This window comes from Mucilaginibacter sp. (assembly GCF_039935595.1).
GTDB lineage: Bacteria > Bacteroidota > Bacteroidia > Sphingobacteriales > Sphingobacteriaceae > Mucilaginibacter.
The window spans coordinates 1-13,352 of record NZ_JBDTJZ010000085.1 but is presented as its reverse complement, the minus strand read 5'-3'; the positions used below and the strand labels follow the sequence as shown (position 1 = coordinate 13,352).

15 protein-coding genes are annotated in these 13,352 nt (G+C 39.6%); 2 read left to right on the top strand and 13 right to left on the bottom strand.

The annotated features are described in order from the left end of the window. Both ABI367_RS05550 and ABI367_RS05545 read right to left on the bottom strand, forming a co-directional pair. Positions 1-473: adenine phosphoribosyltransferase (locus ABI367_RS05550; protein WP_462228431.1), on the bottom strand; the 473-nt coding region annotated here is incomplete at its 3' end. Next, on the bottom strand, positions 470-1,330 hold the full coding sequence (locus tag ABI367_RS05545) for a ComEA family DNA-binding protein (RefSeq protein ID WP_462228430.1): 861 nt from the start codon (positions 1,328-1,330) through the stop codon (positions 470-472). The genes ABI367_RS05550 and ABI367_RS05545, both read right to left, overlap by 4 nt. A gap of 58 nt (positions 1,331-1,388) precedes the next feature. Between ABI367_RS05545 and ABI367_RS05540 the strand changes: the two genes are divergently transcribed. Continuing rightward, positions 1,389-3,143 (top strand): lysophospholipid acyltransferase family protein, encoded by a 1,755-nt coding sequence (locus ABI367_RS05540; RefSeq protein ID WP_462228429.1) that lies wholly within the window; start codon positions 1,389-1,391, stop codon positions 3,141-3,143. A 95-nt stretch (positions 3,144-3,238) separates the two neighbouring features. Here the strand turns inward: ABI367_RS05540 and ABI367_RS05535 are convergent, their stop codons facing one another. From ABI367_RS05535 to ABI367_RS05485, 11 genes are all read right to left on the bottom strand, one after another. Then, complete coding sequence (locus tag ABI367_RS05535) at positions 3,239-3,745, bottom strand: Mpo1 family 2-hydroxy fatty acid dioxygenase (protein WP_462228428.1); 507 nt, start codon at positions 3,743-3,745, stop codon at positions 3,239-3,241. 58 nt (positions 3,746-3,803) lie between these two features. Further along, on the bottom strand, positions 3,804-5,366 hold the full coding sequence (gene rny, locus ABI367_RS05530; RefSeq protein ID WP_462228427.1) for a ribonuclease Y: 1,563 nt from the start codon (positions 5,364-5,366) through the stop codon (positions 3,804-3,806). Between the two features lie 313 nt (positions 5,367-5,679). Continuing rightward, positions 5,680-5,970, bottom strand: coding sequence for a cell division protein ZapA (locus ABI367_RS05525; protein WP_462228426.1), 291 nt, complete (start codon positions 5,968-5,970; stop codon positions 5,680-5,682). 22 nt (positions 5,971-5,992) lie between these two features. Beyond that, entirely contained in the window at positions 5,993-6,280 is a 288-nt protein-coding gene (locus ABI367_RS05520) for a hypothetical protein (protein WP_462228425.1), read from the bottom strand. Between the two features lie 19 nt (positions 6,281-6,299). Next, positions 6,300-6,677: a four helix bundle protein gene (locus ABI367_RS05515; protein ID WP_462228424.1), complete on the bottom strand. Its 378-nt coding sequence runs from the start codon at positions 6,675-6,677 to the stop codon at positions 6,300-6,302. Positions 6,678-6,714: 37 nt separating this feature from the next. Next, positions 6,715-9,114 (bottom strand): phenylalanine--tRNA ligase subunit beta, encoded by a 2,400-nt coding sequence (gene pheT, locus ABI367_RS05510; RefSeq protein ID WP_462228423.1) that lies wholly within the window; start codon positions 9,112-9,114, stop codon positions 6,715-6,717. 99 nt (positions 9,115-9,213) lie between these two features. Further along, positions 9,214-9,939, bottom strand: coding sequence for a hypothetical protein (locus tag ABI367_RS05505; protein ID WP_462228422.1), 726 nt, complete (start codon positions 9,937-9,939; stop codon positions 9,214-9,216). 6 nt (positions 9,940-9,945) lie between these two features. Then, complete coding sequence (locus ABI367_RS05500; protein ID WP_462228421.1) at positions 9,946-10,326, bottom strand: GntR family transcriptional regulator; 381 nt, start codon at positions 10,324-10,326, stop codon at positions 9,946-9,948. A gap of 3 nt (positions 10,327-10,329) precedes the next feature. Beyond that, positions 10,330-11,106: a hypothetical protein gene (locus tag ABI367_RS05495; RefSeq protein ID WP_462228420.1), complete on the bottom strand. Its 777-nt coding sequence runs from the start codon at positions 11,104-11,106 to the stop codon at positions 10,330-10,332. A gap of 2 nt (positions 11,107-11,108) precedes the next feature. Continuing rightward, positions 11,109-11,936, bottom strand: a complete 828-nt coding sequence (locus ABI367_RS05490) for an ABC transporter ATP-binding protein (RefSeq protein ID WP_462228419.1) — start codon at positions 11,934-11,936, stop codon at positions 11,109-11,111. 331 nt (positions 11,937-12,267) lie between these two features. Continuing rightward, positions 12,268-12,906, bottom strand: a complete 639-nt coding sequence (locus tag ABI367_RS05485) for an START domain-containing protein (protein WP_462228418.1) — start codon at positions 12,904-12,906, stop codon at positions 12,268-12,270. Between the two features lie 257 nt (positions 12,907-13,163). Between ABI367_RS05485 and ABI367_RS05480 the strand changes: the two genes are divergently transcribed. Beyond that, positions 13,164-13,352, top strand: a 189-nt coding sequence (locus ABI367_RS05480; protein WP_462228417.1) for a peptidase associated/transthyretin-like domain-containing protein, incomplete at its 3' end; no start/stop codon positions are given.

Here is a 13,352-nt window from a genome sequence, read left to right as displayed (position 1 = left end):
CCGTTTAAAAAGCCAAGGCCAACTACAAACGAAAATCCGGATACTATGCCGCCCATTTCGTGTATCAGCTCGCTTGCTGCAGTAACAGTGCCGCCTGTAGCCAGTAAATCGTCATGTAACAAAATATGCTGGCCCGGCTCAAAAGCATCGGTATGCATTTCAATAACCGCGGTACCATACTCCAACTTATAGGCTTTTTGTTTAATGGTATAAGGCAACTTACCAGCTTTACGCACCGGTATAAAAGGCACACCCAGTTTGGTAGCCAAGGTTAAGCCAAATAAAAAGCCCCGGCTCTCTACCCCTGCTACTACGTCAATACGGGTACCTTTTAGTTTTTCAACAAAAGCATTCACAATGTTTTCGCATAAAACGGGGTCCTTTAATATTGGGGTAATATCCTTAAAAACTATTCCGGGTTTCGGGAAATCCGGTATATCACGTACGGCTGTTTTAATTTGCTGCTCTATCATTTAAAATTTATATACGGCTCAATTTTACGCAAAATATTATCATCAAGTATCACTATGTTATGCAAAGCAGTCATATTTTGATAGTCGCCATGCTCCCTGCGATACTGTATAATAGCATTGGTTTGTTTGTTGGTGAGGTACGGAAAGCGTCTTAAACCTTCAAAATCGACCTGGTTAATTTTTATTTTGTTGATGTATGCCGGGTTAACGCTTATGCCACCTTTTATTTGCGCGAATTTAACGCTGTCAATACCATACACTTCTTTTAACTGCTCTTTATTTAAAAAGCCCCCAAGGCGGGTGCGATATTCAACTATGCGCTGTGCAAATGCCGGACCTATGCCTCTTATGGTTGTCAGTTTAGCCGAATCCGCACCGTTAATTTCAATTACTACACCCGGCTTTACTTTGTTAGCTGCATATACATCAGGTGGAATATTAATATAGGGTTCCAGTCGCTTATAATCGTCAGCGGTTATAGCGTATATTTTCTTTACATCGGTCTTGTCAGCAAAATGTCCACCCTTTGCTTCATAATTTTTTATGGTGCTTATTTGTCTTTCGCTCAACCCTAATTGTTTCCATTGCTCGGCAGGTAGGTTATTGGGGTTAAAAACAAACATTACCGGGTTGGCCAGCTTTTCGTCAGATAGTTTATTGTCAGTATAACTTAATGGTTTGTTAACACTAAGTATAGCAGAAATTTTATCAAAATCTTTGAAATTTGCTGTTTGCTCTTTATGCAACTTTTGATAAGCATAAGGGGCCGCTAAAACAAGGGCTATTAAAACAACAAGCACTACCATTCCGTTCCACTCTTTTTTGGTAACAGACAGGTAATTTTTTACAGCTTTCATTGTTCAGGCTAAATGAACTGTTAAAGTAATAAATTTCGATTTATTCCAATCCATCTACATGAAAATAATAACTACCGAAGAGTTTGCCAAAGCAACCAAGTTAAATAAAGTGCACATGCCTGGCCTGGCCCCGCTGCTAATGGAGTTGATGAAATTAAACCAGGTTAATGAGCTTTTTGCACAGGCACGGCATAAACAAGGCATTGAATTTATTGACGCCATTTTAAAAGGATGTGGCGTAGAAGTGGATTTTGATGAGAATGATCTGAAAAATATTCCCGCCGAAGGCGGCTTTGTGGCTATTGCCAATCATCCGTATGGTGGCATTGAAGGTTTGGTGCTATTGAAGCTATTATGCATGATTAGACCAGACGCGAAGCTGATGGCCAACTTTATCCTTAAAAAAATACCCAATCTCAGCGACTATTTTATTGCTGTAAACCCTTTTGAAAATATTGACGATACCTCAAGCATAAGCGGTTTAATAAACACTTTAAAGCTATTAAACAAGGGTACGCCAATCGGTATATTTCCCGCCGGGGAGGTATCAACTTTTCAAATAGAACAACAACAGGTAACCGACAGACAGTGGCACCCGGTTGTAGGTAAAATAATTGCCAAAGCCAAAGTACCAGTAGTGCCTATATATTTTCATGGCAACAATGGCATATTGTTTAATTTATTAAGTATTATACATCCTACCCTGCGTACAGCTAAACTACCATCAGAGCTTTTTAATAAGCAGGGCCATACCATACGTGTGCGTATTGGTAAACCCATACAACCTAAAAAGTTTGCTGATTACAGCAGTACAAGTCAACTGCTTAATTTTTTACGGACCAAAACCTATGTATTAGGAACAGGTTTGGAAGAAGAAAAAAAACTTTTTGACCCGCGTAATCTATTTAAAATTAAAAAAACGGCGGCTCCCATAGTCGCTGCTATTGAACCTGCTATTTTAGAAAAGGAAATTGAACCTTTGCGGGAAAACTACTGTGTTTGGGTTGAAAAAAATTATGAAGTATTTGTTACGCCAACTACAGCCATCCCAAACATTATACGCGAGATAGGGCGATTACGGGAAATTACTTTCAGAGAAGTTGGCGAAGGCACCAATAAGGCTATTGACCTTGATGAGTATGATATTTACTACAATCATCTGTTTATTTGGGATAACGAAACTAAAATGATTGTTGGCGCTTACCGCATTGGTTTGGGCGATGAAATATTTTACAGCCTGGGTAAAAAGGGCTTTTATGTTGCCGAATTGTTTAAGATCAAATCAGCATTCAACCCCATTTTAATGAAGAGCCTGGAGCTTGGCCGGTCATTCATCCGCAAGGAATACCAGCAAAAGCCCCTGCCCTTATTTTTATTGTGGAAAGGCATACTCAAGTTTTTAACGGACAACCCGCGCTACCGCTATTTAATAGGACCGGTTAGCATTAGCAACTCTTTTTCAAAGTTCTCAAAGTCATTAATTGTTGATTACATTAACCGTAACCATTTTGACCACGAGTTAGCGCAATATGTAAAGCCGCGAAAAAAATTCAGGGTCGATCTTTCAAAAATCGATACTGGTGCGCTACTTGCCGGTGATGATAGCTTTAAAGGAATAGATAACATAATAACCGATATTGAAAAGCACCACATGAAAGTGCCGGTAATGCTGCGTCAATACATCGCGTTAAATGCTAAGATCATCTGCTTTAATATCGACCCTAAGTTTTCCGATTCGCTGGATGGCTTCTTGGTGTTGGACCTGGAGAATATACCGCAGGATATGTTGGAGAAGTTGGGGAAGAATTTTTAGGCTCTCTGTGGCCTGTCATCCTGAGCCTGTCGAAGGATGCGCGCGGGTGGCCTTTGCCCGCATGGTTCGACGGGGCTCCCCATTACAGCCAACCTTTAGTACTTAATATTAACCCGCTTCAAAATCAAACTCAATAACCATAGCGGACTTATCAGCAAAAACTTAAAATCAAAAAACAGCATGGGCTTTTTACCTTCCAGTTTATAGCCTATTAATTGCAATAGGTTAGCAGCTACAAATAATACTATGCAAAGCTGCGGCAATACCATGCCACCCGCTTTTTGCCAGACCTCCAATTGCACTATACCATAGACAAAAGCAAATATTACCAGCAACATAAAATAGGATAATATAGGCGACAATCGTTGGTAATAATAAACACCAAAAGCAATAAGGAACGACCCCCAGTTTAAAAAGCCATTATAGCTACCTAAAAACTTTAAATAGGGAAACGGCAACGACCATACAAAACCAATTATGCTAAAAGTAATAACCGGTATACAGATATAATTAATTATTCTGTTTGCCGGGTTGGTATGGTACTCATTGTATTTATCAAAGTAAATATCAATGGGGCGTTTTTCGGTTTGTTGATTTTTCATAGTATGAAAAAAGCGATGGCTGGTGCCATCGCTTTGCAAATATAGTTTAAGTAAATGATTACTTAGCAAACGCTACCGAACGGGTTTCTCTGATAACGGTAACTTTGATCTGACCCGGATAGGTCATTTCGGTTTGAATACGGTTTGATATATCCGCCGCTAATACTTCCGATTCAGCATCGCTTATTTTTTCGCTCTCTACTACTACACGTAACTCACGACCGGCCTGTATAGCAAATGTTTTTTCAACACCGGGGTATGACATAGCTAACTCTTCCAGGTCCTTTAAACGTTTGATGTAGCTTTCAACCACTTCGCGGCGTGCGCCCGGGCGTGCACCCGATATAGCATCACAAACCTGTATAATAGGCGATAACATCGAGGTCATCTCTATTTCGTCGTGGTGGGCACCAATGGCGTTACACACTTCCGGATGTTCTTTATATTTCTCGGCCAGTTGCATACCCAAAATAGCGTGGGGCAGTTCCGGGTTATCATCTGGTACTTTACCAATATCGTGTAATAAGCCGGCACGTTTGGCCATCTTAACATTCAGGCCCAACTCGGCAGCCATAGTAGCACAAAAGTTAGCAACCTCGCGCGAGTGCTGCAATAACTTTTGTCCGTATGACGAACGGTAACGCATACGGCCTACCATACGTATCAATTCGGGGTGCAGGCCGTTAATACCTAAGTCCATTACAGTACGCTCACCTATTTCCACTATCTCTTCCTCTATCTGCTTTTTGGTTTTGGCTACAATCTCTTCAATACGTGCAGGGTGTATACGTCCGTCAGTTACCAAACGGTGCATAGCCAGGCGGGCAATTTCGCGCCTTACCGGGTCAAAGCCCGACAGGATGATCGCTTCCGGGGTATCATCAACAATAATTTCAATACCGGTTGCTGCTTCCAGCGCGCGGATATTTCTACCCTCACGACCAATGATACGGCCCTTTATCTCATCATTTTCAATGTTGAAAATAGATACGGTATTTTCTATAGCGGCTTCGGTGGCTGTTCTTTGAATAGTTTGAATAACTATTTTTTTAGCTTCTTTAGTTGCTGTAAGCTTGGCTTCGTCCACAATATCTTTTATTTGCACCATGGCTTTTGAACGGGCCTCTTCGCGCAAGTTATCCACCAACTGGTTCTTCGCATCTTCGGCTGATAAGCCTGCTATGCTCTCCAATTGTTGTACGTGCTGATTTTTTATCGCTTCAACCTCCTCTTGCTTCTTAACCGCTAACTCGGTTTGGCGTTCCAGATTTTTGCGCACATTGTCCAGTTCAGTTTCCTTACGGGCAGCATTTTCAATGCGTTGGTTTAATGATTGTTCCTTTTGTTTAAGACCATTTTCACGCTGATTGATGTCGTTATTCTTGCTGTTTATTTCCTGCTCGTGCTCGGCTTTCATTTGTAAAAAGCGTTCTTTAGCTTCCAGCAATTTGTTTTTGCGCAGTATCTCGGCATCGTTTTCCGCGTCTTTAAGTATTTTCTTTACTTTATTTTGTGCCGATGCTTCCTGATCTTTAAATAGCTTCCGTAACAGGAAGCGGCCTACAACTATTCCCGTAGGAACGCCTATAAGCAGTCCGATAATTATGTATAAAATGTTCATTATTTTTAGGTTATATATAAATAAAAAAAACCGCAACTAAATTTTAAGCTCATTATTGAAAAACCTCTCTTTCAGATTTAATGGACACGGGTTATCGTTAAATACTGCGAAGTAACGTGTACCTTTTTGCTTGTCCGCCTGATATTGAAGCGTTAAGTTTTTAATAGTGAACATAAAATTTAACCACGGTTAAATCTTAATTGGCTCTGTTTTGAGCTTAAAGCCGTTGAGCTTAAAGACCAAAGTTTAAAGCTGTTTGCTCTAATCTTTACGCTTTTTGCTTTACGCTTTTAGCTTATTTTAAAGAACGTTATTACTTTGAGAAAAAACCTGACAGTAAATGATCTAACTGATAAACCTTTTCGGCTACTTCCGAATCTTCGACGGTAACCTTCTTCTCTGCTTTTAATGATGATGTTGCGTAATGCAGTACACTCATTGCCAGCAAATCCTGTTTATCCCTTACCGCATAATTTTCCTGGTATTCCTTTATACGGTCATTAATCAATTTAGCTGCCCTGCGTATTATTTCTTCCTCCTCCATGTTCACCTTTAAAGGGTAAACCCTGTCAGCAATATTTATTTTTATTGAGATTTCTCCCATTTGAGCTTGTTCACTTTATGTGTTATTTTTTTAACAACACAATGCACTTATCTATTTCTTGCACAAAGTCGTTAATTTTTTGCTTTATGTCAAGACTTTTTTCATTTGTTTCCGAAAATGACTTCGCCAGTTTCAACGCGTTCAGCTTTTCGTTCATCTCTACGCTCTTATTTTTACTGGCATCCAACGCCGCCATTAACGATTGGTTCTCCAGTTTTAACAGGTCGTTTTCTTCCTGTAAAGCACCGCAAAGCTCAATTAACCGTTCGGTTCTTTCGATTACTTTATTTAATTGCGACGCTAAACTCATAAAGATTGAAGAATAAAGATTAAAGATTAGTTGGCTTTGTAGTTTGACTTCTTAAATACTTGATATATCCGTTTAACATTCGAAGACACTCTTCGCAATCGTCTTTAAATTTATCAAAAATTTCTTCATTTATATACCTTTCATCCAAAGCAATAACTAAATGGTCCATTGTTTCAATTAATGACCCTCGCGCTGTTACAAGAAACCTGGCAGAATCTATGTGATTAAATCTGCCATGCCCTTCCGCAATATTATTACCAATAGAACGTGATGATCGAATTATTTGATCAGTTAATCTATATTTTTCTTCTGCTGGAAATGATTTTACAAGTTCAGAAATATCAGACCTTATTGATCTCGACTTTTTCCAAACCTCCATATCCGTGAATGATTTCATCAAAATTAACTAATCTTTAATCTTCATTCTTTAATCTTTACTTTCTTATTTCTGCACCGGCCTCTTTACCCAAGTTATAGATAAGCTTTTGCATAATGCCATCAATGGCTTTATCGGTCAATGTTTTTTCAGTATCCTGCAAAATAAAACTTAACGCGTACGATTTTTTACCCGCGGGTAATTTATCGCCCTGATACACATCAAACACATCAACTTCTTTTAACAACTTGCGTTCGGTGCGTTGTGCTATTTGTTTTAATTGATTAAATGATATTTCTTTATCGATCAACATCGACAGATCCCGCCTTACCGCCGGAAATTTGGATACTTCCTGGTAAACAATCTTATTCTTTTTGGTGATGGCCAGTATCTGGTCAAAACTAAAATCGGCATAAAAAACTTCCTTATCTACATCGGCTTTTTTCAAAGCTGCCGGGGCCACCTTGCCAAATTTAACCAGCGTTTTATTATTGCGGTTGTAGTTCAGGCCATAAGCCATTTTTTTGCAGGTGCAATCTTCAATTACTATATCAGTAATGTTTAGCTTTTGCAGGATGCCGTCAACAATGGCTTTTAAATTATAAAACGATGCCGACTGCGCCTTTTGGTTCCATTGGGCGGTAACGGATGCGCCGCTCATAAATATGGCAAAGCGCTGGCTCTCGATATATTTATCTTCCTGTACTTTGTAAACCTTGCCAAACTCGTAAAATTTGATATCAGCATTTTGACGGTTTTGGTTATAGGCAATTGCTTCTAAACCCGAATACAGCATGGTTTGCCGCATCACATCCAGATCAGAACTCAGCGGGTTCAAAATTTTAACAGCGGTATCTAAATTATCTGAATAGGCCGATTTGGTTAACGAGTTCGACATGATCTCGTTAAACCCGTTAGCAGTCAACAGATCCGACAGCATATTTTGCACGGTATCTTTCTCCGGCCTTAATGATGTACTTAACGACGCCCTTACTTGCGTTGGGATATGGATATTGTTATAACCGTAAATACGCAGGATATCTTCGATCACATCCACCTCGCGGGTAACGTCAACACGGTATGGGGGCACTTTTAGCGATAGACCTTCGGCCGTTTCATTTACCACTTCAATGTCCAAAGCTTTAACAATGCTTCTTATTTCTTCATGTAGGATATCCTGACCTATCAGGCGCAGCGTATTTTTATAAGATAACTCAACATCAAACGGTGCAACCGGCTTAGGGTACAGATCTACAATGTTTGACGATACTAAACCACCTGCTACCTGCTTAATTAACAAGGCCGCGCGTTTTAACGCAAACACCGTCATATCCGGGTCGGTACCTCGCTCAAAGCGGAAAGAGGCGTCGGTTTTTAACCCGTGGCGTTTGGCCGTTTTACGTACAGATACTGAATTAAAATAAGCGCTCTCTAAAAATATATTTTGGGTGGTTGCTTTTACGCCTGATTTTGCGCCGCCAAATACACCTGCTATACACATCGGTTCGGTGGCGTTACCAATCATCAGATCATCTGCTGATATTTTACGATCTACATCATCCAGCGTTTTAAAAACAGTGCCCTCAGGGTAGTTTTTTACCAATACTTTCTTGCCGGTTATAGCGTCAGCATCAAAAGCGTGCAGAGGCTGGCCCAACTCATGCAATACATAGTTGGTAACATCCACAATGTTATTAATAGCACGCACTCCAATTACAGCCAAACGCTCCTTTAACCATTGCGGCGACTCTTTAACCTCAACACCGGAAATAGTTAGACCTGAATATCGTGGTGACGCCTGTTCATTTTCTACCACTACCTCAATTGGCAAATTGGTATTATCCACTTTAAATGCCGATACATCAGGCTTGGTAATGCCTATTTTTAAAAATGCGGCAATATCTCTTGCGGTGCCTAAATGCGACGTAGCGTCTGCACGGTTGGGGGTTAAGCCAATCTCGTACATGTAATCGTCGTTCAGCTTAAAATATTCCTTGGCAGGGGTACCCACTACGGCATCAGCAGGCAATACCATAATACCTTCGTGGCTACTGCCTAAACCTATCTCATCTTCGGCACAGATCATCCCTTCGGATACCTCGCCGCGTATTTTTGATTTATTGATTTGGAACGGTTCGCCTTGTGTGGGGTGTACAGTTGTACCAACCGTAGCTACAACCACTTTTTGGCCCGCATCAACATTTGCCGCGCCGCAAACTACCTGCAAGTCCTCGCCACTGCCAACATCAACTTTGGTAATACGTAATCTGTCGGCGTTGGGGTGTTGGGTAATTTCTTTAACGTAACCAATAACCAAACCCTCTAATCCGCCGGGAACGGCCTGCACTTTCTCCAGGCTCTCTACCTCTAAACCGGTACCGGTTAATATGGTTGATATTTCCTGCGGAGTTTTATCAGTATGTATAAATTCTTTAAGCCAATTGTATGATATCTTCATTATATCGAAATGATAATCGGCAAAGATAGGATTTGGCGCGGAAAGCGGAAAGGATAAACTAAAGTGGAAAGCTCAATGCTTTCCACTTAATATAACTAATTATTTTATAAGGGATAAGGATTTGCCCGACAAAGTCACTTTTGCGCTGTCGGCAATAACATAGTTTAATTTACCAATATGTGCATTTGATAATTTAAATTCGCTTTTGCCCGGCACTTGTATGTTTGCCTGTTTAATACCATTATTAGCATTGATATTGAGATAGGCTTTGCCGGTTAATTTATCGCCTACTGTAGCTTGCAGATCATCAATTTGATTTCCTATTAACTCAACTCCGGTCACTCTATTTTGATTGATGACCATTTTAGTTTGATGAAATCCGATAATAAAATTAGCATTATTATAATCTGCATATTTATAATCAACCTTTCTGTTACTTGCATCGGCATCAGTAAGGGTAGTTAAACTATCTATTTGCGGGCATATAATAATTATACCGTCTTGATAGCCCCATATACGGGTTCCGTTTTGACCATTCATTTTTATGGTTAATGTTTTACCCTGCTGGGTAATGGTTAATTTATCTTTAAGATCCGACTTTATCCATACCTGGTATTTATCTCCTTTTTCAACTCGTATACCAACCTTATCTGCCGAGTTATGTTTTATGTTACTGAAATCTTTAAACGACAACTGTTCCATTCTAAAAAACCGGCTCCTAAAAGCACCTTTTACGTACTCTGCCTTTAAGCCATTATCATATATTACCAGGAATATTAATATGATGGCTGTAACTAATATTAGTAATTTATTGCTTGTTTTCATTGTGTGTTAAGGTTTAGGTTGATTAACTTTTGATCTGTATGCTTCGTAACGCTTCTGCATTTCGTCGAAGCTGATATCCAGCAAGTATAAACTGCGGAAAAAGTCCGGCAGTTCCTGCTGTAAAAACCGCTCTTTGCGTATACTTTTTATTTTTTCGATCGCGTCTAAAGCCACATAATGCCCCAGGCCGCGCCTGTTAAAAATAATATCCTGGTTTTGCAAATGCTCGTATGTACGCATAACCGTATTGGGGTTTACCTGTATATCGCCCGCCAACTCACGTACCGAAGGTATTTTCTCATCCGGCTTCCATTTGCCCAGCAAAATATGTTCACTCATGTAGTCGGCAATTTGCAGGTATATAGCGTCTTTGTCTTTAAAATTCATAGGTTATACCTCTTTTTCTTTTACTCTTAAATAAGTAGCGGTCCATAACAGCAAAACTACCAAAGCTAAAACACACAACGATGCATTGACCATATTTTCTGTAGGCCATATTGATATATAGCGTTCATGCTCATTTATAGCCAACTGCTGGAATGGTACACTTTTAACAACACCGGGTATTATTGCGTTTATTATTGGATTATTAATAATAATTAGTATGATAAGGCAAATAAAAAATGCAATAGCTGTTTTAATAAAATGTAGCTTTTTGAAAAAGATGGCTCCGAAAAATGCAAACGCATGAATAAAACTATACATAACAAAAGCGTACCAGCACTGATTTCCTTGCGTATCAAAAATGTTTATCACTTTATCAACTTCTAATTCATGATGACCCATGCTAACTATTATACCGGCTGTTAAATAAAATACGCCAACATATACCACCTGGAAAATAAGGTAAGAATACATCCAACCGATCAGGTACTTTTCGAAATGAGAAGCAGGGAGCATTAAGGCAGGGATGGCTTTACTTTTATCGCCCAATTCACTAAAAACAATACTGGTAAATATGCCGCCGGCTATTAACGACATGAAAATAAAAACGGGGATTTGCAAATTTGTAGGCAAATGGCCATCGTTGGAGTACGAAAAAAACCCAAACAACAGAAACATAAAACCCGTTAACACCCCGGCAGATAGCAAATAAGTTTTGCCCTGCTCCTGCGTATGCTTTTTAAAAAGCATACTAAAGCGTTTAATATCAAATGTATTGTTCATAATTATCGGTTTAAAATTTGGATCAATGGTTCATTATTGCTGATGATGGCGTTAAATAATAACTCCATATCAACTTTGCTGTAACTGTTATCGGTATTTTCGGTAATGGTATGCAGGCCCGAAAATGTTTCCTCGGCATATAAATAATCGATAGTACCGGATGGCAAAACACTGAAATTAACTTTATCTGCTATATCATCCAGGCCGCTGTTTACTACAATTTGCTGGTTATGCAGTATCAGCACGCTATCGATCAGGTTGTCCAGATCACGCACCTGGTGGGTTGATATAATGATGCACCTGTCCTCAGTTAATCCGCCGGCCATTATTTTACGGAACTGCGTTTTTGAAGGGATATCCAATCCGTTGGTAGGCTCGTCCATAATTAACAGGGATGTATTGGTAGCTATACCAAAAGCTATGATCACCTTTTTTTGCTGACCAAAGGATAGTTGGGTTAACGGTTTATTATCGGGTACATCAAACTCGGCCAGTATATTACTAAACTGCGCGTTGTTAAATTTGGGATAAAAATGCCCCGTGCTTGCGGCAAACTGCTTGGGAGTAACGGCGGGCATATAAATATCTTCGGGTACAAAAAACAGTTCCTGCAAAAAATCGGGCAGGCGATTTTTCGAGGTATAGCCATTTACCTTGCAGGTACCATCCAGCGGAAAAACCAACCCGGCTATATTTTTTAACAGGGTTGATTTGCCCGCGCCGTTCTTGCCCAGCAAACCATAAATATGGCCCGCTTTTAATGATAGCGTAAGGTTTTTAAATAGCGCCTTATGGCCGTAACCGAATGTTAAATTAGAAATTTCGATCATTGTTTAGTGTATTAGTTTAATAGTACACTACAAATATAGATGTAAAAATTATAAATCAAAATTTATTTGAAATAAAATTTAAAATGGCACGTAAGCTGCTGTAATTTAGAGTTATAACAATAAATCTATACACATGTATGCGTTGCAGATGTATAGATCTCTCACTATGTTCGAGAATGAAAAGGTGGATTAGAAATGAAGAAATTCTAAGGCAAAATCATGGTTAACACTTTTTTATCGTTTTTTTTTACTAATATATTGACTATCAATAAATTAAATTAAAAAATTGCCAAAATGTGTTAAGTTATGTTAACCCCGTTTTCGATAACAATTAATTACGCACGTAGGCCAGGCTCACGTTTTTATAAGCCGGCTTTAGCAATTGCAGCTTTAGCCTTTTAAAACTTTGCATAGGCCCTTCGGATGCGAAAAGATTAACAATCCAGGCAGGTATGGCGCCACCGGGATCTGTTTGTAAAATATATTCTATTTTAACTTCGTCCTTACTAATAGGAATAAGCAGCCATTTACCCTTGGAGTGGTCAACGCGTACTATGCCATCTTTAGAGGGCACCATACCGGCAATAACCGGGCCGTCAACAGTAACTACCCTGGTTTCGGGGTTTTGGCTAACGGTTAAGTGGGCCACAAAGTCGCGGTTCTGCACTGGCCAGGGTAGCTTTACTTCCGAATAATAATATAAGTCAGCCGGCGACACCTGTTTTAGCATCACACACGATTTTGTGGCATAAACCCACTCGGGGGCGGCTTTAATATCCATCAGTACCGCGGTGAGCTGTGGCAGGGTAGTTTGAAAATTGCACTCAACCTTTAAAGCCTTTATTTTTGACTCCGGCACGATGCTGGTGTACACTTTAATACCATCCTTCTCGGCACTAAACTGCCAATTGTATTGTGCTGACGCGGTTGTTGACGCCAACAACAATAGCCACAGGGCATATAATCTCACACTAAAAAAAACGGGAACGAACTGCTTTTGAATCATAAAATAACCTTACTCAAATATACGGTTATATATAAACAGTAGTTTATCGGTAAGGTTTAATATCAAAAAGTACAAGGAGTACCAATTACTAAATTCCTTCACTTAAACTATCCAAATTTCGGTCACTTGTCGATTCTTTTGGGTAACTGGTCTATAATATCCTTTTTTATCGGTAAAGTTGTTTTTATTTGATATATCATTTTAACCCTGAAATTAACCAAATGAAAAATATCATTAATTATATATACGTCGTATGCTGCGCAACAGCATTGCTTGTTACCCCGCAGGCACGTGCACAACAGGGAGGCATTACTATATCCGGCAAGGTAACCAACCAGGCAAACCGCCGGCCCATCAGGCTGGCCAGTGTAAGCATTGCGGGTAAAGGTATAGGTACCTCAACCAATACG